The sequence below is a fragment of the Rhizobium sp. SVR5-2C genome (assembly GCF_056755115.1).
The window spans coordinates 38471-58951 of the sequence record NZ_JBNDHT010000029.1 but is presented as its reverse complement, the minus strand read 5'-3'; the positions used below and the strand labels follow the sequence as shown (position 1 = coordinate 58951).

The following is a 20481-nucleotide window of genomic DNA, read 5'->3' as shown; positions in this document are numbered from 1 at the left end:
GAAGAAGCCCCAACGGCTTGTCTCGCCGTGCGCGCCAGCCTCACTTCCCTCATCCCTGTGCTTGTCACAGGGACCAAGTGCGCGCAAGTCCTTGCGCGCTAAGAGAGTCTTTCACGGCGCAGACGCGCCGTGACTGGATTCCTGTGACAAGCACAGGAATGACGGGGAGAACGCAGCCTTCGCCCCGAGCCGACGGGCTGCCTTAACTGGCCTTAGCCGCCGCTGGCGAGAACGGAAAGCTTGCGCACATTGCTGGTGCTTTCCTTGTCGAGCAGGCGGGTCGGATAATCGCCCGTGAAGTAATGATCGGTGAACTGCGGATTGTCGTTGTTGCGGGTTTCGCCGCCAACGGCGCGGTAGAGGCCGTCGATCGACAGGAACTCAAGAGAATCCGCGCCGATATAATCGCACATTGCCTTCAGGCTGCTGTACTGGTTGGCGAGCAGCTTGTCGGCGTCCGGCGTGTCGATGCCATAAAAATCCGGGAAATAGATCATCGGGCTCGCCACGCGGATATGCACTTCCTTGGCGCCCGCGTCGCGGATCATCTGGACGATCTTCAGCGAAGTGGTGCCGCGCACGATCGAGTCGTCGACGAGAACGACGCGCTTGCCCTCGATCATCGCCCGGTTGGCGGAATGCTTCAGCTTGACGCCGAAGGCGCGGATCTGCTGGGTCGGCTCGATGAACGTACGGCCGACATAGTGATTGCGGATGATGCCGTATTCAAAGGGAATCCCGCTCTGCTGGGCGTAGCCGAGCGCTGCGGGCGTTCCGCCATCCGGAACCGGCACGACGACATCGGCTTCGACCGGGGCTTCCTTGGCGAGATTGATGCCCATGTTCTTGCGGGCAACATAGATGCTGCGGCCGCCGACCACGGAGTCGGGGCGGGCGAAATAGACATATTCGAACAGGCAGAGGCGCTGCGGCTTCGGCGCCTCCGGCTTGCGGGCGTCGATGGAAATCGAACCGTCCGGCTGGATTTCGCAGATGACCACTTCGCCGTTCTCGACGTCGCGGATGTATTTCGCGCCGATGATGTCGAGAGCGCAGGTCTCCGAACAGAAGATCGGCTTGCCGTCGAGTTCGCCCATCACGAGCGGACGAATGCCGATCGGGTCGCGTGCGGCGATCAGCTTCGTGCGTGTCACGGCGAGCATCGAGTAGCCGCCTTCCATCTGGCGGATGGCGTCGATGAAGCGGTCGGAGGAGGAGGTCTGCTTGGAGCGTGCGATCAGGTGGAGAACGACTTCGGTATCCGATGTCGACTGACAGATGGCGCCGTCGGCGATCAACTGGCGGCGGAGCGTCAGGCCATTCGTGAAGTTGCCGTTGTGAGCGACGGCGATGCCGCCGACTTCCAGTTCGGCAAAGAGCGGCTGGACGTTGCGGAGCACAACTTCGCCCGTCGTCGAATAGCGTGTGTGGCCGATGGAAATGAAGCCGGGCAGCTTCGCGAGCGTTGCGGGATCGGTGTAATGGTCGCCGACGAGTCCCATGCGCTTTTCGGTGTGGAACTGGCGGCCATCGAAGGTGACGATGCCGGCAGCTTCCTGACCGCGATGCTGAAGAGCATGAAGGCCGAGCGCCGTCAGGGTCGCCGCATCACTATGGCCGAGAATTCCGAAAACGCCGCATTCCTCGTGGAGCGTATCTCCGTCGAGTTCATCTCTGAGCGTGGAGGGATAGGACTGGTTCATTGATGCGGGCCTTTGCTCTCACAAGAATGGATCGGCTTCCATAGCATGATGCCGGATGCATGCATTTTAAACGGCGGAGGTCCGGCGGAGCGCAATGCCCGGCCGGACCTTAATTAACGTCCCGCTCAAATGGCAATTGCCACGCGGCAGGTCAAGCTGTTGAACACTGCGTCAATTCGACTGCTGCTGTGCGCTGCCTGCAGGGGCCGCATCATCCGCGGGCGCCTGTTCGGCGGCAGGCGCATTATCATTCGTGCTTTCGGCCTGCGGCTGAACCTTGTCAAGCACGCTGGCTCTCACCATCTGCGCGAATTCCTCCGGCAGGACCGATTGCAGCTTCACGACCATCGAGTCGAGGAACGGCTTGGACTTGGCATTGTTGACCCAATCCGGCCGGTGACTGGGATCGACGAGCCAGTTCCAGAACGCCACTGCCACGACGAGAAGAAGTATGCCGCGCGCAGCGCCGAACAGAAAGCCCAAAGTGCGATCGAGCGCGCCGATCCGGCTGTCGATGATGAAATCGGCAATCTTCATGGTGATGAAGGAGATGACGATCAGCGCGATCAGGAACACCACGGCGGCCGAGCCGACGATGGCGATGCGGTCGTCGTCGGTGTATCTCTTCGCGTAAGGCACGAGATAGGGATAGAGGTAGTAGGCAGCCGCAGCCGAGCCGGCCCAGCTTGCGATCGACAGTACCTCGCGCGAAAAACCGCGAACCATCGCCAGAACGGCGGAGAAGAGCACGACGCCGATGACAATGCCGTCAAAGATCGTAATGGGCATATAAATTCCACTCCAGGACCGCCGCCTGTCGGCAGCTCAGTCGGGCCTCATTCGTGTGCATCCTATATCACCACCGTTTGCGGCAATGAAAGGATCAAACCTCGTCTTCCACACCTCGTAGCGCAGCCTTGGACCCGGCAATGCGCGCGACCAGATCCGGCAGGCTTTCGATCTCGCACCAGCGCCCGGCCGAGCCCTTCGGCAAATCGGCGGAGGCTGACGGAAGCAGCGCTGCAGAAAATCCCAGCTTCTCGGCTTCTTTGAGGCGCTGAGAGGTGTGCGCAACCGGACGGACGGCCCCCGACAGGCTGACTTCGCCGAAATAGACGCAATCGGCTGGAAGGGCAATACCGGCAAGCGAGGAAACGAGTGCCGACGCAACCGCGAGATCCGCCGCCGGTTCACCGATGCGGTAGCCGCCGGCGATATTCAGATAGACGTCGTGCTGGCCGAGCCGCACGCCGCAATGCGCTTCAAGCACCGCAAGGATCATCGAAAGCCGCGCGGAATCCCATCCGACGACGGCGCGGCGCGGCGTACCGAGCGATGTCGGCGCCACCAGCGCCTGCACTTCGACAAGGATCGGGCGCGTCCCTTCCATGCCTGCAAACACCGCAGCCCCCGGCGATTTTTCATTGCGCTCGCCGAGGAAAAGTTCAGACGGGTTGCCGACTTCGCGCAGGCCCGCGTCCGACATTTCGAAGACGCCGATCTCGTCCGTCGGGCCGAAGCGGTTCTTGACGGTGCGCAGAATGCGATACTGGTGGCCGCGATCGCCTTCGAAATAGAGGACTGCATCGACCATGTGTTCCACGACACGCGGTCCCGCGATCTGGCCGTCCTTGGTGACATGGCCGACGAGAACCATCGCAGCCCCGGTCTGCTTGGCGAAACGGATCATCGACTGCACGCCGGTGCGCACCTGCGTGACCGTTCCGGGTGCGGACTCCGCCAGTTCGCTCCACAGCGTCTGGATGGAATCGATGATGACGAGATCCGGCCGCTTGCCCTCGGCGAGCGTCGCAAGGATGTCCTCGACATTGGTTTCGGCGGCGAGCATGACATCGGTATCGGCGGCGCGGAGGCGCTGGGCGCGCAGCCGCACTTGGGCAACGGCTTCTTCGCCGGAAACATAGATGATCTTGTGGCCGCGGCGCGAAAGGGCCGCCGCCGCCTGCATCAGCAGCGTCGACTTGCCGATCCCTGGATCGCCGCCGACCAGCACCGCCGAGCCGCGCACGAAGCCGCCGCCGAGCGCCCGGTCAAGCTCGGAGATGCCGGTATGGATGCGCGGCGCTTCCTCGATCTCCCCGGAAAGGGCGGTGAGCGCTACCGGGCGGCCCTTCTTCGGCGTTCTCGCCGGCCCGCCGCCGATCCCGCCCATGGGATCTTCTTCGACAATGGTGTTCCACTCGCCGCAGTTTTCGCATTTGCCTGCCCAGCGGGTATGGATCGTGCCGCAGCTCTGGCAGATGAATTGTGTGCGGGCTTTTGCCATCAATGATTGCTTTCGTCCATGAGCGCCGATGCGCCCGAATCAGATTTATCCTAGATAATCGCCTGCTCGACCGATCAAAACTAATGATTTTCCTATCAGGCGTGGCGGTGGCAGCATCGGACCTTCAAACGATGGATGCGCCTATGCTCGATTACTCGCTCGCCCACTGGGTCGCCTTTTTGACGGCTGCCGTGCTTCTGAACCTCTCGCCGGGGCCGGATATGGCATTCATCCTCGGCCATACGATCAAGAGCGGAACACGGGCGGGTTTCTCGGCGGTTTTCGGCATCTGGACCGGGGCGTGCATGCATGTGCTGCTGGCCGCCTTCGGGCTATCGGCGATCCTTGCGGCATCAGCGCTTGCCTTCTCGGCCGTCAAGTGGATCGGCGCGATCTATCTCGTGTGGCTCGGTATCCAGGCGCTGCGGTCAGGCGGCGAGGGCGGTTTCGTCAAAGCTGCGGGCGAGACGATGCACTGGAGCCGGATCTATCGTCAGGGCATGCTGGTCTCGCTGCTCAATCCGAAGGTCGCGATCTTCTTCCTCGCCTTCCTGCCGCAGTTCGTCGTCGAAGGCGCAGGCCCGGCATGGCTGCAGCTTGCCGTTCACGGAGCGTTGATCATCGCGGTTGCTGCGTTCATTGAACCGCCGCTGATCCTGGCTGGCGGACGGCTTGCCGATCTCTTCAAACGCAACAGGAAGATCGGCCTGTGGCTCGATCGCGGGCTTGGCACTCTTCTCGTCGCGCTCGGCGTGCGGCTGGCGCTGACGACACGCTGAAGACACTATTCGTCTTCCGCCACGTATTTCCGTTCGTGGCGCAGCCCCATGCTGGTCAGCATCTCATAGCCGATCGTGCCTGCCGCGCGCGCGGCATCGTCAACGAGGATGTTCTTGCCGAAGAGCTCGATGTAGTCGCCGGCACGGATGAGGTTTTCAGGCAGGTCCGTCACGTCGAAAATGGTGAGGTCCATCGTGATGCGGCCCGCGACCGGCACTTTGTAGCCCTCAAAGAAGCCTTGACCGCCCTGCGGCACGGCCTGCCGGAGAGGCACGCCGCCGCTCGACTGGCTGCGCATGTAGCCGTCCGCGTATCCGGCCGAAACGATGGCGAGCCGGCTGTCACGCGTAAGCCGGAGCGCGCGGCCGTAGCTGACGGATTCGCCGGCGCTTACGGTGCGCACCTGGATCACCCGGGCTTCCGCGGTCGCGACCGGCCGCATCGGATTGACCATGCCGTTCACGGCCTCACCGCCATAGATCGAGATGCCGGGGCGGGTTAGGTCGAAATGGTAGTCGTCGCCCAGGAAAATACCGGCGGAAGCCACAAGGCTTGATTCGATACCTTCATAAGCGCTGCTAACCTTGCGGAATGATTCGAGCTGCTGCCTGTTCATCTGCGAGGCGGGATCGTCGCCGCAGGCAAGGTGGCTCATGACGAGGACCGGAGCGAAACTTGCGGGGCGGGAAACATCCTCTGCAAGCGCCAGCGCCTCGTCGATTTGCAGACCGAGCCGGTTGAAGCCGGTGTCGACGTGCAGTGCGCAAGGATAGTCGCCGTAATCCGAAAGCACGGCCATCCAGAAGGCAAGCTGCTCTTCGGACGAGATGACCGGTACCAGGTCGTTCTCGAAGAAGCGCCGCTCGGTGCCCGGCCAGATACCTGCGAGAACGAAGATGCGCGCCTCCGGTGCATAAAGGCGCAGGGTCACGCCTTCATCCACGGTCGCAACAAAGAAATCCCTTGCTCCGGCCAGGAAGAGCGCTTCGCCCGCATCCTCGATCCCCATGCCATAGGCATCCGCCTTGACGACCGCGGCGGTGCGCGCCTTGCCGGATCGCCGCGCCATATCGCGCCAATTGTCGACCAAGGCTGCGAGATCGACGGTCAGCCGCACGGCTGCGCTCTCGAAATCGTTGGAAAGGTCGTCGTCGAAATCGGTCATCGAGGCCCTTTTGTCATCGGAACGTGTCCTGCGATCCTTAACCGTTTCCTGGACGGGAAAAAGGCCGGTACGCGAAAAACCTTCGCGCTGCACAATCTTTTAAGAGGTGATGTGCCGGGTAGGAGTGCCTTGCCCTGCGGTGCGCCGATTGTCCGGCGCGCCTTAAGCATCGGCTGCACAGGGACCTTCTCAAATCTGTCACATCGGCTGGATAGAAGCGCCGGATGGCGCGCGGCCTGTCAGGTGACATGGCTGCTGCGCCTCTTCTTTTTATGGAGTGGGCGATGCGGAACAATGCGGCAATTGTGATCGAGGGCGCGACCGTGGTTTTCGGCGACCGCCTGGAGCAAGCCTCCGTGCGTATCGAGGACGGCCGGATCACGGCGATCGACGGCGCGCGCGACGGGGCGGATGTGGTTGAAGGCGGCGGTCATATCCTCGCGCCGGCCTTCGTGGATATCCACGGTGACGCCTTCGAGCGGCAGCTCATGCCGCGGCCCGGCACCATGCTCCCTGTCGCCGCCGCTATGCTCGAAACGGACCGCCAGCTTGCCGCCAACGGCATTGCGACGGCCTATCATGCCCTGACGTTGAGTTGGGAGCCGGGGCTGCGATCGGTGGAAAATGGTCGCGCCGTCGTCTCCGCGCTCGATGCACTCACCCCGCGGCTGACGGTGGATAATCGCGTGCAACTGCGTTGGGAAACCTTCTGCTTCGAGGCTGTCGACCTGATCCGCGAGGCGCTTTCCGGTCCGCGCCTTCCCTCTGTCGCCTTCAACGATCATACATCGATGGCGATGCTGCATCCCTCAGTGCCGTTGCAGGAGCGGCCGTTCGACCTCGATCCGGTCTTCCCGGCGGTTGATCCGGAAACGCCGGCTTTCGCCGCGAAGATGGCGGAACGCGCCAAGCGGGCAAAAATTCCTGTTTCGGACATGGTATCGCTCGTTCGGGACATGTGGGAGCGCCGACCGCAGGTGCCGGGCGTGATCGAGGAGGTGGCGGCTCTTAGCCAGGCGGCCGGCGCACCAATGCTCTCTCACGACGACAGCCAGATCGAAACGCGCGATTTCTTCCGCGCGCGCGGTGCGCGGATCACCGAGTTCCCGATGAACAGGCGAGTGGCCCAGGCCGCCCGCGACGCCGGCGATTTCATCGTCTTCGGCGCGCCGAACGCGACGCGTGGCGGCAGCCATCTCGCTTCGATCGGTGCAGCCGACATGATCCGCGAGGGCCTCTGCGACATTCTCGCTTCGGACTATTATTATCCGGCGATGTTGCTCGGCCTGGCACGGCTCAAGGCCGACGGGGTCGGACCGCTCCATGCGCTCTGGCCTCTCGTGTCGGGTAATCCGGCCCGCGCTTCCGGGTTGCACGATCGCGGCGTGATTGAAGTCGGCAAACGGGCCGACCTCGTGCTGGTCGAGTGGCCGGAAGGCGCCGCGCCGGCGGTACGACGCACCTGGGTCGCCGGCCGGGAAGCCTATCGGGCGGCTCCTGCAGGCCACTGAGAGGGGGCCGGCGTTTTAAGGAATGCACTTATTGCTGGTGTTTGGATCCTCGGGTCAAGCCCGAGGATGACGAAGGAGAAGTTGTGCCTAAGTGCCCAAAGAAACCTCTCAGTACGTTGCAAGCTCTCTTTGTCGCGCCGACCGGTCCCACATACTCGTCATCCTCGGGCTTGACCCGAGGATCCAGACACAAGCCGGTCTGGAATGACCTCGTCGCATACGATTGCTTGCTGCCCGCATGGCGGGGCTGCGTTCCCTCTCCCTCTCGCGAAAGAGGGTTAGCGTGAGAGGCTAAGCGCGGCCCTCAGTGTTCCTCGTACTGGATGAAGGACGGGTCGGCGAGATCCGCGAAGCGCGTGAATTCCGACTGGAAGGCAAGCTTTACCGTGCCGGTCGGCCCGTGACGCTGCTTGGCGATGATGACGTCGGCCGTTCCCTTCACCTTCTCGAACAGCGCTTCCCATTCCGCATATTTCGGATCGGCCGGATCGCGCGGTTCCAGGTTCTTGACGTAATATTCCTCGCGGAACACGAATAGCACGACGTCGGCGTCCTGCTCGATCGAGCCAGATTCACGAAGATCGGAAAGCTGCGGGCGCTTATCGTCGCGGCTTTCCACCTGACGTGAGAGCTGCGAAAGCGCGATGATCGGAACGTTGAGTTCCTTGCCCAGCGCCTTCAGGCCCGTGGTAATCTGCGTGATTTCCTGCACGCGGTTTTCGCCGGATTTGCCGGAGCCGGTCATCAGCTGGATATAGTCGACGACCAGGCAGTCGAGGCCGCGCTGGCGCTTCAGGCGGCGGGCGCGGGCGGAAAGCTGGGCGATCGAGATGCCGCCGGTCTGGTCGATGTAGAGCGGCACCTTCTGCATCATCATCGAGCAGGCGACGAGCTTTTCGAAATCGGCATCATTGATGTCGCCGCGGCGGATTTTCGAGGAGGAGACTTCCGTCTGCTCGGAGATGATACGGGTGGCGAGCTGTTCGGACGACATTTCGAGCGAGTAGAAGCCGACGACGCCGCCGTTCTTCGCCTTCGTGCTGCCGTCGGCCTGCACTTCGCCTTCATAGGCAGCGGCAATGTTGTAGGCGATGTTGGTTGCAAGCGAGGTCTTGCCCATGCCAGGGCGCCCTGCGAGCACGATCAAGTCCGAACGCTGCAATCCGCCCATCTTCGCGTCGAGGGAATGGATGCCGGTGGAAATCCCGGAGAGGCCCCCGTCGCGTTCCTTGGCGGCGGCCGCCATGTCGATTGCCAGCGCAACCGCATCGTTGAACGCCTGGAAGCCACCATCGTACCGGCCGTTTTCGGCGAGCTCGAAGAGCCGGCGTTCGGTGTCTTCGATCTGCGACTGCGGCGGCATGTCGAGCGGCGCGTCATAGGCGATGTTGACGACGTCCTCGCCGATAGTAATTAGCGCGCGGCGCAGCGCCAGATCGTAGATCGCGCGGCCGTAGTCTTCGGCGTTGATGATTGTCACCGCCTCGCGGGCAAGGCGCGCGAGATATTCGGAGATCGTCATGTCGCCGACCTTATCGTCGGCCTTCAGGAAGGTCTTGATCGTCACCGGATTGGCGATCTTGCCCATGCGGATAATGTCGCCGGCCACCTCGAAAATCTTCCGGTGAAGCGGCTCGTAGAGATGAATCGGCTTCAGGAAGTCGGACACCCGATAATAGGCGTCATTGTTCATTAGAACGGCACCCAGGAGCGCCTGTTCGGCTTCGATATTGTTAGGTGCTTCGCGGTAATGCTGCTCTGCTGGAGCAACGGCGGCAATCTTTCGCGCGGCTTCGTTCATCGTGGTCCGTTCTGTCTTTTCCAACACCGGATTTGAAGGCTCGCAAGCGCAAATGCAAGTGCAACTCAGCAACAGCTCGTGGCTTGCCGTAAGTCCGCCAACGCTTTGCACATTGTTCGACTTCTCCACAGCGCAGGTCTGCACCTTGGAGAAAATACCGCCGGTGTCATCGACAGGACACAGCGCCGGGATAGCGACTCACTAACGCATCTCAATTTGAGCATTTTAGCCCGAAGCCACGGAGCTTGGCACTTGAAAAAAGATCCCGAATAGGAAATATAATTAGCACACTAATAAAGTGGGGCGAAATAGGAACACATGTCGAATAAGCATGTCGGACGTGAACTCTTCGAGGACATCTCTGCATTCACTCGCAAATTGAAGGCGACATTCGCTTCGATCGTACGCGAGCACAACATGACATTGCCGCGCGCGCGCGTTTTCTTTACCCTGAACCGGAAGGACGGCATCAACCAGCGGGAACTCGCCGAGCGGCTGGAACTCGAAACGCCGACGCTGGTTCGTATTCTCGATGCCATGGAAGGGCAGGGCTTCGTGGAGCGCCGCGTCGCCGGCTCCGACCGTCGTGCGAAGGAAATCTATATGACGGAGGCGGGCCGGGCAGTCGCCGCCGAGGTTGAGGATCTTGCTACGGATGTGCGCGCCCGAGTCGTCGCGGGCATTCCCGAAAACGATCTTAAGACGGCTCTGAATGTCATCCGCGCTATGCAGGCGAACCTCGCAGCCGTACGCGGACAATGAGGACGCCCGCATGAGCCTCGCCGAGACGGCAAATGACAATGCTGCGCCCGCTCGCGAGCCGGTAAAGGCCGAGGCGAAACAGCCGGCTGCCCCTCCCGCACCAGTGCCGCCGCCGGCCTGGAAGGTGCCGCTCTATATGGCTTCGTCCGTGCTGTTTTTCCTGACGCAGGGGCTCGGCATGAACCTGATAACGGCGAACATTTACCAGCTTCAAGGTTCATTCTCGGCAACCACTATCGAGATCTCGTGGCTGTCGGCCGCATATATGGCGCCCTACGCAAGCCTCACGATCGGGCTCTTCAAGATCCGCACGCAGTATGGCCTTCGCCGCTTTGCCCAGTTCAGCATCATCTGTTTTGTCGTCGCTTCGCTGATGAACCTGTTGATTACCGACCTGCATTCGGCGATCGTCGTGCGCACTCTCAGCGGCATGGCCGCGGCGCCGCTTTCGACGCTCGGCTTCCTTTACATGCTGGAAGCCTTTCCGCCGGACAAGAAGCTCTCCGTCGGTCTCAGCCTGGCGCTGATGAACACACTCTTTGCGGCACCGATCGCCCGTATCATCTCACCTCAGCTGCTGCAGCTCGGCGGATACGAAGCGCTCTACACTTTCGAGATGGGGCTGGCGTTGATCGCCCTGCCGGTCATCTACCTGCTGCCGCTGACTCCGCCGCCGCGCGCCAAGGTCATCCAGCGGCTGGATATCCTGAGCTACCTGCTGCTCGCCGTAGGCTTCGGCTGCTTGGCCGTCGTGCTGACGCTCGGCCGTCTCTACTGGTGGTTCGAGGCCGAATGGCTTGGCACCGTGCTTGCCGTCGCCGTCGGTTCGCTGGCGCTGATGTTCGCAATCGAACTGCCGCGCAAGAATCCGATGATCGATCTGCGCTGGCTCTTCTCCGGTCCGAACATGCGGATCGCCGGCCTGCTGCTGCTCTTCCGCTTCGTCTCCGCGGAACAGTCGGCGACGGCGGCGAACTTCTATCAGCAGCTCGGCCTGCTTAACGACCAGACGATCTATCTTTATGCGATCATCCTGCTGGCATCGCTTGTTGGCGGGCTCTTCTGCGCGTTCCTGATGGTGACCCGCTACGTGGAAACGGCGCATGTGTTGGCGCTCGTGCTCATCGCCTCCGGCGCCTATCTCGACAGTCAGTCCACCAGTCTGACGCGGCCGACCGAAATGTATCTTAGCCAAGCTATGGTGGCTGCCGGTGCGGCGTTGTTCCTGCCACCGGTCATGTCGAAGGGCTTCGCCGCCGCACTGGCCAAGGGCATACCGTACATCGTCAACTTCCTCGTGATCTTCCTCTTCACGCAGAGCATCGGCTCGCTTTTTGCTTCTGCCGTTCTCGGCACCTTCGTGACCATCCGGGAGAAGTTTCATTCCAACGTGCTGGTCGAGCATATACTGCTCACCGACCCCCTCGTGGCGCAGCGCGTGTCGCAACTCTCTGCCGCCTACGGGAAGGCGATCATCGACAAGACGCTGCTGAACGCCGAGGGGTTGTCGCTCCTCAGCCAGCAGGTGACGAAGGAAGCTTACGTGCTCGCCTACAATGATGCCTTCTACGTCATCTTCGTCTCCTGCGTCGCAGGGCTTGTCGTTCTCCTCCTTCAACTTGCATGGAAGCGCCTGCCTTGGCAGAGGGCAGCGAACGCCGCCATTGCCCAATCCTGAGCCGAGTCACCTCGCATGTTCAAGTTCCTTCGCTCGCCGAGCACCCTGATCGTCCTCCTCGCCGGTGCCGCCGGTGTGTTGCTGGTTCTCTATGCATGGCGCTTGCCGCCATTCGTCACCTCGGTCGAGACGACTGACAACGCCTATGTGCGCGGTTATGTGACACTGATGAGCCCCCAGGTGAGTGGTTACGTCGTCGACGTGCCGGTCAAGGACTACGAGCAGGTGAAGCAGGCGCAAGTGCTCGCGAAGATCGACGACCGCATCTATGCGCAGAAGCTCGCCCAGTCGCGCGCGGCCCTCGACGCCCAGAAGGCATCGCTGGCCAACTCGCATCAGCAGGAAGTGTCTGCCCAGGCCACCATTGCCTCGAGCGAGGCCGCGATCGACAGCGCCACCGCTGCCTTGAAACGCGCGCAGCTTGCCTGGGATCGCGTCAACAGCCTCAGTAATCGCGGCATCGCGTCCGCCAGCGAGTCGGAAGCCGCCCAGGCCACGCTCGAACAGGCAAAGGCGGCACTGAACCAGGCGCAGGCCGCGCTCGAAGTGTCCAAGCAGAGCCTTGCGACGATCATCGTCAACCGCTCGTCTCTGGAGGCAAACGTTGCCGGTGCTGAAGCCGCGGTTCATCTAGCGGAGATCGACCTGCAGAACACCTCGATCGTCGCGCCGCGTGACGGCCATCTCGGCGAAGTCGGCGTGCGGGTCGGTCAATATGTGACGTCGGGGACGCAGCTCATGGCCGTCGTTCCGGAGGACGTCTGGGTGATCGCCAATTTCAAGGAAACGCAGCTCGATGGCATGCAGATCGGTCAGCCCGTATCCATCTTCGTCGATGCGCTCGAGCACCGCCGGCTTACCGGGCGCGTCGAGCGCTTCTCGCCGGCAGCAGGTTCGGAGTTTGCAGTCATCAAGCCGGACAACGCAACCGGCAATTTCACCAAGGTTGCCCAGCGCGTCGGCGTTCGGATCAGCATCGATCCGGGCCAGGAATTGGCCAAGGATCTGTCGCCGGGCCTCTCGGTCGTGGTCAAGATCGACAAGAGCGCTGCACCCGTCAAAAGCGTGGCTGAGAACTAGAAACGAAAAAGCCCGGCGCGAAGCCGGGCTTTTTGTATGAGCAAGCTCGAAGCGAAGCTTATGCTTCTTCTTCCTCGTCGCCGCGGTCGGCTTCCGGATCGAAGAAGTCTTCCGGACGCAGGGCGTCTTCGTCAACACCGTAGATGGCGTCGACCGAGGTGAGGGTTTCGCCCTTGGCCTGACGCTCGGCTTCATCGGCAGAGCGAGCAACGTTGAGATTGACGTGGATTTCGACTTCGGCGTGAAGCTGCAGCTCGACCTTGTGGATGCCGATTGCCTTGATCGGCGTGTTCAGGTGAACCTGGTTGCGGCCGATGTTGAAGCCTTCGGCAGCCAGAATGTCAACGACGTCACGAGCAGCGACCGAGCCGTAGAGCTGGCCGGTTTCGCCGGCAGAGCGAACAACGATGAACGACTTGCCGGCGAGGACGTCGGCAACCTTTTGTGCTTCCGACTTGCGCTCGAGGTTGCGGGCTTCGAGCGTTGAACGCTCGGCTTCGAAGCGGGCCTTGTTGGCAGCGTTGGCGCGAAGCGCCTTGCCGAGCGGCAGGAGGTAGTTACGTGCGAAGCCGTCGCGAACCTTTACGGTTTCGCCCATCTGGCCGAGCTTGGAGATGCGTTCGAGAAGAATGACGTCCATCTTCGTTTCCTTTCGTGTCTTAGATTTGCTTGTCTGTGGGTTTGGGGGCATCGGCATTCTTGCTCGGGGTCAATGCGATCGTTTTGCGCGTATCGGACAAACCGACGACAAGAATGAAAAAGGCTGGCAACATCAGGATAAGCGATGCCAGGTAGCAGAGGATCAGCGCCGGGAGACGCCAATCCTTGCCGCGCGTGCGGAAATGCACCGCGGCGAAACCGGAAAGCAGGAAGCCGGCGCCGAAGGTGCCGACGACGGTTGCTCCGATCATCGCCGGAACGCCGCTGAAGAAGGTGGCGGCAAGGCCGGCGAGAAAGATGAAGATCGCGTTGCGGCTCATGCGCAGCGCAGACGGAATATCCTCCCGCGGACGAAGGGCGCGGCCGGATGCATTCACGATGCGCGTTGCGACGTAGTAGGCCGCAAACAGCATGGTGACCCACATCGCGCCCTGAATGGCGGGCAGCATCAGAAGGAGCAGCGACTTTGTCTGCGCGGTGGCCGCGGCATCGGCAGTGAAACTCGGCTCCTGCTGTGAAAGCGAGCCGAACAGCGTATCGACCATCTGGCTGATGAGCTCAGGCCCATAGCCGATCATGTAGCCGGTCACGACGACAGCGAGCGTCACGAGGCCGCAGAGATGCAGCAGGATATCGGAAAGCGGATACCACGCCATCAGATGGTCAGGTCCGCCGAGTTCGGAGGCCGGACGGGCGAGGTTGGCAAGATGACTGATCCAGCCGGCGGGCAGCAGCGTTACCAGCGTCATCATCAGCGCGAAGGTCGGTGAGATGGCGACAGCACCGACCACGGCAGCCGTCACGACGGCCGAGATTGCCGCGGCATTGCCCCAGCCGAGGCCGACGAGAAGGATCGGAAGCGCGGAAGCTGCGTAGAGCACAGCGCTGAACGACAATTGAACGCTCGCGCCGAGCACCAGAAGTGCGGCGGTAACACCGGCAAGAGCGCCGGTCAGCAGCGTTTTATAGTTCAGTCGGTTCACGTTCGCTGTCCTGCTTCATCAAGCAGTTAGAGGATGTTTCCTGAATCAACTTCAGAGAAACCCGCCTCAACATGGGTTTTAAAGGTTCCGATCCGCGCCCATCGCGAAAGGGAGAAGGGAAGGCATCGCTGCCTTCCCTCAATTCATTGCGGCAGCCGATTAGGCGACGACGTACGGCAGCAGGCCGAGGAAGCGGGCGCGCTTGATCGCCTGAGCGAGTTCGCGCTGCTTCTTCTGCGAAACAGCCGTGATACGGGACGGAACGATCTTGCCGCGCTCGGAAATGTAGCGCTGCAGGAGACGGACGTCCTTGTAGTCGATCCGCGGAGCGTTTGCGCCGGAGAACGGGCAGGTCTTGCGGCGGCGATGGAACGGGCGGCGGACCGGAGCGGAGGAAGCTTCAGACATTCTTAGATCTCCTTATGCACGGTCTTCGCGGGGAGCACGGTCCGGACGCGGGCCACGCTGGAAGTCGCCGTCACGGCGCGGCGGACGGTCACCGAATTCGCGGCGCGGGCCACGGTCGGCGCCATCACGCGGGCCGCGGTCGTCGCGGTCGCGCTTCTGCATCATGGCAGACGGGCCTTCTTCGTGCTTTTCGACAGCGATCGTCATGTAGCGCAGGACGTCTTCGCTGATGCGCATCTGGCGTTCCATTTCCTGGACGGCAGCTGCCGGTGCATCGATGTCCATCAGGGCGTAGTGAGCCTTGCGGTTCTTCTTGATGCGATAGGTGAGGGACTTGAGGCCCCAGTTTTCGATACGCCCGACTTTGCCGCCGTTTGCTTCGATCACGCCCTTGTACTGTTCTACGAGGGCATCGACCTGCTGAGCGGAAATATCCTGCCGGGCAAGGAATACATGTTCATAAAGAGCCATGACAGCTTTGCCTTTCTTGCGTTGGTTCAACCCGAACTTCGGCGGCTAAGCCTCAACGACTGCTCCTGATTGGGTGGACCCAGGCAAGAAAAGCGTTTCCGAGACGGTCGAGAGCGGAGACACGGGAGGCTGGAACGCTTCCGTTCCGAACGATTTCCAGAGAAACCGGCCCTCCGTTCAGCCACCAGCCAGAAGACCGGGTTTGAGAACAGGGGCGCTTATACGGATTTTTCGGCAGAAGGCAAGAGCACCCGCAATCGAGAAGAACGCGCCCGGCTTAATTCGAATGCTTTGCTCGGTTCTCCGCCGCTTTACCGACGGCTTCATCCAGCGGCGCGATCCTTGGAAGAGGTTTCGCTTTTAACGACCAATCGCCCCCAGAAGGAAGCTGAAATCACTTGTAAGTAGCAGCCTTTGCGTCGTTTCAAATAGATCGCTGCCTTAGTCGGCTCTTTGCTGCAGCTAGCGCAAGGTCATTATTTCATGTATAACCCGTGCGACGACCAAGAAAAAGCAAGCTAATTTCATCGTTTCGTAGGTCAATAGAACATACAACTGTAGCAATACAACTATACCATACCGCTATCTGGAGAGTAGCCACTTCACCCGAGGTTGATAATAGGGAGGATGCGATGCGTGCACCAAGAACAGTTGGCGACCGGGAGTCGTTCTGCAAGCTGAAACAACTCATTCTTCTGGCCTTAAGCCTCACAGTATTTCCGGTCACCGCCGCGCATGCGGCAGACGCAATCACCGAGGAAGAAGCTCATGCGATAGGTGTGGACGCCTACGTCTACTTCTACCCTCTGCTGTCGATGGATATCACCCGCAAACAGTTGACTAACGCCGAAGCCAAAGAAGGCGCCATCGGCGGTCCACCCAATCGCTTCAACAACATCCCCGAGTTCCCGCCGGCGAACATGAAGGTGGTAGTCCGCCCGAATTTCGACACGCTGTATTCCAGTGGCTGGCTTGACTTGAGGAAAGAGCCCGTTGTCGTTTCCGCACCGGATACTGGCGGACGCTACTACCTGTTGCCCATGCTCGATATGTGGACCGATGTGTTTGCGGCGCCGGGCTGGCGGACAACCGGAACCGGGGCCGGTCACTTCCTGGTTACACCTCCCGGCTGGCGGCCTGATCTGCGCGACAAATTCGATGAATTCAAGCTGCCGGAAGGAACGCAAAGGATCGATGCGCCGACGCCCTACGTCTGGGTCATCGGCCGGACGAAGACCGACGGACCGCCAGACTATGACGCCGTTCACAAGATTCAGGACGGTTACAAGATCACCTTGCTCTCCGAGTGGGGCAAGGAGCCAAAACCGGCCGACGTCAAGATCGACCAGTCAATCGACATGAAAACACCGCCCAAGACCCAGGTCGATACCGCGTCGGCAGGAGCGTATTTCGCTTACGCTGCCGAACTCCTGAAGGTCTATCCTCCGCATATCACCGATCAGCCGATCATTGCCCGAATGAAGCGGATCGGCATCGAGCCAGGCAAGAGCTTCGATCTCTCCAAAGCCGATCCGGCCGTCCAGAAGGCACTCGAGACGGTTCCTCAGGACGCCCAGGCACTGATGGCCTGGAAGGTGAAGACCTTAGCCCGTGTGGCCAATGGCTGGTCGATGAACACCGACACGATGGGTGTCTACGGCAACTACTATCTGAAGCGCGCCATCGTTGCGCAACAGGGTCTCGGCGCCAACCTACCGGAGGATGCCATCTATCCGTTGAATCTGGCGGACGAAAGCGGTCAGCCGCTCCATGGCGGGAACAACTACACGATCCATTTCGAGAAGTCCGAGATTCCGCCCGCCCAAGCCTTCTGGTCGGTGACGCTATATGACGACAAGGGATTTCAAGTCGCCAATTCCATCAACCGCTTCGCTGTCAGCAGCTGGATGCCTTTCCAATACAGTCCCGATGGTTCGCTTGATCTCTATTTCCAGCGCGAGAGCCCGGGCAAGGAGAAGGAGTGGAACTGGTTGCCAACTCCGGAAGGGCCGTTCAACCTGACAATGCGGCTCTACGCACCCAAGCCTGATGCCCTGACGGGAAAGTGGAACCCGCCACCAGTTGCCAAGGCCAGCGTAGCATCCGTGCTTACGGCTCAATAACCGGCGTTGAAGGACGAAAGGGCGAGCAGTTGCTCGCCCTTGTCACAGACTGCATTTCATCTTCTGAGAGGCGGATGCAGGCCCCTTCATATCGGCATCGGATACTGCCGGTGCACCTTCTCGATATCGGCCAGCACGTCGCTCGAAAGCCTCACATCGACCGAGCTCAGATCGACCTTCAATTGCTCCATCGTCGTCGCGCCGATGATGGCGGACGTCACGAAGCGGCGGGTCAGGCAGAAGGCGATCGCCATCGCGGAGGGGTCGAGGCCGTGCTTTGCGGCGATCTCCAGGTAGGCCTTGGTCGGCGCTTCCTGCAGCGGCTGCAGGCGTCCGCCGAGATTGCCGTTGATCGCGGCGCGCGATCCCGCGGGTTTGGCGCCGTTCAGATACTTGCCGGTCAGCAGACCGGCTGCGAGCGGCGAATAGGCAAGCAGGCCGACATCCTCATAATGCGAAAGCTCCGCCATATCGAGATCGAAATGGCGATAAAGCAGGCTGTATTCATTCTGGACGCTTGCGACGCGCGGCAGGTTCTTCTGCTCGGAAAGCGTCAGATACTTCTGCGTGCCCCATGTGGTTTCGTTGGAGAGGCCGAAGGCGCGGATCTTGCCGGCCTTCTGCAGTTCACCGACCGCCTCGAGAATGTCCACCATGTTGGCGATCGCCTTTTCACGGTTCTGCTCGAAAGGATCGTAATTCCAGCTCTGGCGGAAGTGGAAATGGCCGCGGTTCGGCCAGTGGATCTGGTAGAGGTCGACATAATCGGTCTTCAGCCGCTTCAGGCTGGCGTCGAGCGCAAGCCTGATATTCTTGGCATCGGCGCCTTGGCCATTGCGGATGTAATCGCGGCCTTGGCCAGCGACCTTGGTCGCGAGAACGACATCCTTCCGCTTGCCGGTCTTTTCGAACCAGCTGCCGATATATTCCTCCGTGCGCCCCTGCGTTTCCGCCGTGAGGGGCGTCGTCGGATAGAGCTCTGCGGTATCGAAGAAATTGACGCCCTTCTCGACGGCGTAATCCATCTGCTGGTGCGCTTCGGCTTCTGTGTTCTGCGAGCCCCAGGTCATGGTACCGAGGCAGATCTGCGAAACGGAAATATCAGTGCGGCCTAATTTATTGAGCTTCATTAGAAAACCTTGAAAACAGAATGAGTAGAGGTGTCCGGGGAGGGCGGCGCGAATTTAGGCTCGAATTCCGCAAGCGCAAGGGAAAAGTCGTGGCTTTCCATGCCCGCAAAAGGCTTTGGAGAGCCTGCCGTGGCTATTGACTCTCCCTGCAAGAACGTCAATTGGAGGCGAAATCGCCCGAATGACATAATAAGGGACACTAGATGATCGTCGCTTTCACATTTCCCGGCCAGGGCAGCCAGGCCGTCGGTATGGGCAAGGAACTGTCGGAAAACTTTGCCGAGGCCCGTGCCGTTTTCGATGAAGTGGATGATGCACTTGGCGAAAAGCTCTCTGCGATCATGTTCGAAGGCCCGGAAGATACGCTGACGCTGACGGCCAACGCCCAGCCGGCGCTGATGGCGGTATCGCTCGCCGTCGTTCGCGTCCTTCAAGCGAAGGGTCTCGATCTGAAGTCGAAGGTATCCTACGTCGCGGGCCACTCGCTCGGCGAATATTCCGCGCTTTGTGCCGCCGGCACCTTCTCGCTCGCTGACACCGCGCGCCTGCTGCGCATTCGCGGCAATGCAATGCAGGCAGCCGTTCCGGTCGGCGTCGGTGCGATGGCGGCCATCATCGGCCTCGAGCATGCAGACGTACTGGCTGTATGTGAAGAGGCTTCCGCTATCGGCTCCTGCCAGATCGCCAACGATAACGGCGGCGGCCAACTGGTGATCTCCGGTGAAAAAGCGGCCGTCGAGAGAGCTGCGGGCCTTGCGACCGACAAGGGTGCCAAGCGCGCCATCCTACTGCCGGTCTCCGCGCCTTTCCACTCGAAGCTGATGGCTCCCGCCGCAGAAGCGATGCGCGAAGCGCTCGCGGGAGTGAAGAAGTCCGATCCGATCGTACCCTTGATCGCCAATGTCCGCGCCGCACCGGTGACGGACGCCGGCGAAATCTCGGCGCTGCTCGTCGAGCAGGTCACCGGCCAGGTCCGCTGGCGCGAAACCGTGGAATGGTTTGCTGTAAACAACGTCACGACGCTTTATGAACTTGGCACCGGCAAGGTTCTGACAGGCCTTGCGCGCCGCATCGACAAGACCGTCAACGGCATCGCCGTCAATACGCCTGCCGACATCGACGCGGCCGTCGCCGCCCTCATGGCCTGATTGGTTTCACCAGATATAAGGAACGCCCCCATGCTCGATCTTTCCGGCCGCAAGGCTCTCGTCACCGGCGCATCCGGCGGCATCGGCGAGGAAATCGCCCGCATCCTGCACAAGCAGGGCGCGATCGTCGGACTCCACGGCACCCGCGTCGAGAAGCTTGAGGCGCTGGCGAGCGAGCTTGGCGATCGCGTCAAGATCTTCCCGGCGAACCTTTCCGACCGTGACGAGGTCAAGGCGCTCGGAGCCAAGGCGGAAGCCGAGCTCGAAGGCGTCGACATTCTGGTGAACAACGCAGGCATCACCAAGGACGGCCTTTTCGTGCGCATGAGCGACGAGGATTGGGACAGCGTCATTGAGGTGAACCTTACCGCGATGTTCCGGCTGACGCGCGAGCTGACGCATCCGATGATGCGCCGCCGCTATGGCCGCATCATCAACATCACCTCGGTGGTCGCCGTCACCGGCAACCCGGGCCAGGCCAACTACTGCGCCTCCAAGGCCGGCATGATCGGCTTCACCAAGTCGCTCGCCCAGGAGATCGCGACCCGTAACGTGACGGTCAATTGCGTCGCTCCGGGCTTTATCGAATCCGCCATGACCGGCAAGCTCAACGACAAGCAGAAGGAAGCGATCATGGGGGCAATCCCGATGAAGCGCATGGGCGCGGGTGCCGAAGTGGCTTCGGCCGTTGCCTATCTCGCCTCCTCGGAAGCTGCGTATGTGACAGGCCAGACTCTGCACGTAAACGGCGGCATGGCCATGATCTGAAACGGAAAACCGGCGCCGTCCGC

General features: G+C 61.1%; 18 protein-coding genes. 8 read left to right on the top strand and 10 right to left on the bottom strand.

Features of this window, described 5'->3' with window-relative positions:
* Nucleotides 1-212: 212 nt before the first annotated feature.
* From purF to radA, 3 genes are all read right to left on the bottom strand, one after another.
* Nucleotides 213-1703, bottom strand: a complete 1491-nt coding sequence (gene purF / locus ACPYOI_RS11120; protein WP_481419018.1) for an amidophosphoribosyltransferase — start codon at nt 1701-1703, stop codon at nt 213-215.
* Nucleotides 1704-1874: 171 nt separating this feature from the next.
* A complete protein-coding gene (locus ACPYOI_RS11115) occupies nt 1875-2492 on the bottom strand; it encodes a CvpA family protein (RefSeq protein ID WP_481419017.1) in 618 nt (205 codons plus the stop codon).
* 94 nt (nt 2493-2586) lie between these two features.
* Nucleotides 2587-3990: a DNA repair protein RadA gene (radA, locus tag ACPYOI_RS11110; protein ID WP_481419016.1), complete on the bottom strand. Its 1404-nt coding sequence runs from the start codon at nt 3988-3990 to the stop codon at nt 2587-2589.
* A gap of 143 nt (nt 3991-4133) precedes the next feature.
* On the opposite strand from radA, the gene ACPYOI_RS11105 reads away from it, so the two are divergent.
* Complete coding sequence (locus ACPYOI_RS11105; protein WP_481419015.1) at nt 4134-4769, top strand: LysE family translocator; 636 nt, start codon at nt 4134-4136, stop codon at nt 4767-4769.
* A gap of 5 nt (nt 4770-4774) precedes the next feature.
* On the opposite strand, the gene alr is transcribed toward ACPYOI_RS11105, so the two are convergent.
* Entirely contained in the window at nt 4775-5935 is a 1161-nt protein-coding gene (alr, locus tag ACPYOI_RS11100; RefSeq protein ID WP_481419014.1) for an alanine racemase, read from the bottom strand.
* 284 nt (nt 5936-6219) lie between these two features.
* Here alr and ACPYOI_RS11095 point away from each other — a divergent pair, with 284 nt between their 5' ends.
* Nucleotides 6220-7446 (top strand): alpha-D-ribose 1-methylphosphonate 5-triphosphate diphosphatase, encoded by a 1227-nt coding sequence (locus ACPYOI_RS11095; protein WP_481419013.1) that lies wholly within the window; start codon nt 6220-6222, stop codon nt 7444-7446.
* Between the two features lie 304 nt (nt 7447-7750).
* Here the strand turns inward: ACPYOI_RS11095 and ACPYOI_RS11090 are convergent, their stop codons facing one another.
* A complete protein-coding gene (locus ACPYOI_RS11090) occupies nt 7751-9247 on the bottom strand; it encodes a replicative DNA helicase (RefSeq protein WP_481419012.1) in 1497 nt (498 codons plus the stop codon).
* A 318-nt stretch (nt 9248-9565) separates the two neighbouring features.
* On the opposite strand from ACPYOI_RS11090, the gene ACPYOI_RS11085 reads away from it, so the two are divergent.
* Genes ACPYOI_RS11085 through ACPYOI_RS11075 form a run of 3 tightly spaced genes read left to right on the top strand, consistent with a single transcriptional unit; the run spans nt 9566 to nt 12767 of the window.
* On the top strand, nt 9566-10009 hold the full coding sequence (locus tag ACPYOI_RS11085) for a MarR family winged helix-turn-helix transcriptional regulator (RefSeq protein ID WP_481419011.1): 444 nt from the start codon (nt 9566-9568) through the stop codon (nt 10007-10009).
* Nucleotides 10010-10019: 10 nt separating this feature from the next.
* Entirely contained in the window at nt 10020-11687 is a 1668-nt protein-coding gene (locus tag ACPYOI_RS11080) for an MFS transporter (RefSeq protein WP_481419010.1), read from the top strand.
* A 15-nt stretch (nt 11688-11702) separates the two neighbouring features.
* Entirely contained in the window at nt 11703-12767 is a 1065-nt protein-coding gene (locus ACPYOI_RS11075) for an HlyD family secretion protein (protein ID WP_481419009.1), read from the top strand.
* A 58-nt stretch (nt 12768-12825) separates the two neighbouring features.
* On the opposite strand, the gene rplI is transcribed toward ACPYOI_RS11075, so the two are convergent.
* The 4 genes from rplI to rpsF all read right to left on the bottom strand — a co-directional run bounded on the left by rplI (nt 12826) and on the right by rpsF (nt 15289).
* Nucleotides 12826-13407, bottom strand: a complete 582-nt coding sequence (gene rplI / locus ACPYOI_RS11070; protein WP_168829065.1) for a 50S ribosomal protein L9 — start codon at nt 13405-13407, stop codon at nt 12826-12828.
* 19 nt (nt 13408-13426) lie between these two features.
* Nucleotides 13427-14410, bottom strand: a complete 984-nt coding sequence (locus ACPYOI_RS11065) for a DUF2232 domain-containing protein (RefSeq protein WP_481419008.1) — start codon at nt 14408-14410, stop codon at nt 13427-13429.
* Between the two features lie 159 nt (nt 14411-14569).
* Complete coding sequence (gene rpsR, locus ACPYOI_RS11060; protein ID WP_004680498.1) at nt 14570-14818, bottom strand: 30S ribosomal protein S18; 249 nt, start codon at nt 14816-14818, stop codon at nt 14570-14572.
* 12 nt (nt 14819-14830) lie between these two features.
* Nucleotides 14831-15289 carry a 30S ribosomal protein S6 gene (gene rpsF, locus ACPYOI_RS11055; RefSeq protein ID WP_168829067.1) on the bottom strand — a complete coding sequence of 153 codons (459 nt, stop codon included), beginning with the start codon at nt 15287-15289 and terminating at the stop codon, nt 14831-14833.
* Nucleotides 15290-15921: 632 nt separating this feature from the next.
* Between rpsF and ACPYOI_RS11050 the strand changes: the two genes are divergently transcribed.
* Nucleotides 15922-17412: a DUF1254 domain-containing protein gene (locus ACPYOI_RS11050; protein WP_481419007.1), complete on the top strand. Its 1491-nt coding sequence runs from the start codon at nt 15922-15924 to the stop codon at nt 17410-17412.
* An 86-nt stretch (nt 17413-17498) separates the two neighbouring features.
* Here the strand turns inward: ACPYOI_RS11050 and ACPYOI_RS11045 are convergent, their stop codons facing one another.
* On the bottom strand, nt 17499-18542 hold the full coding sequence (locus tag ACPYOI_RS11045) for an aldo/keto reductase (protein ID WP_481419006.1): 1044 nt from the start codon (nt 18540-18542) through the stop codon (nt 17499-17501).
* A 203-nt stretch (nt 18543-18745) separates the two neighbouring features.
* Between ACPYOI_RS11045 and fabD the strand changes: the two genes are divergently transcribed.
* Complete coding sequence (fabD, locus tag ACPYOI_RS11040) at nt 18746-19690, top strand: ACP S-malonyltransferase (RefSeq protein ID WP_481419005.1); 945 nt, start codon at nt 18746-18748, stop codon at nt 19688-19690.
* 30 nt (nt 19691-19720) lie between these two features.
* Nucleotides 19721-20458: a 3-oxoacyl-[acyl-carrier-protein] reductase gene (gene fabG, locus ACPYOI_RS11035; RefSeq protein ID WP_481419004.1), complete on the top strand. Its 738-nt coding sequence runs from the start codon at nt 19721-19723 to the stop codon at nt 20456-20458.
* Nucleotides 20459-20481: the final 23 nt, after the last annotated feature.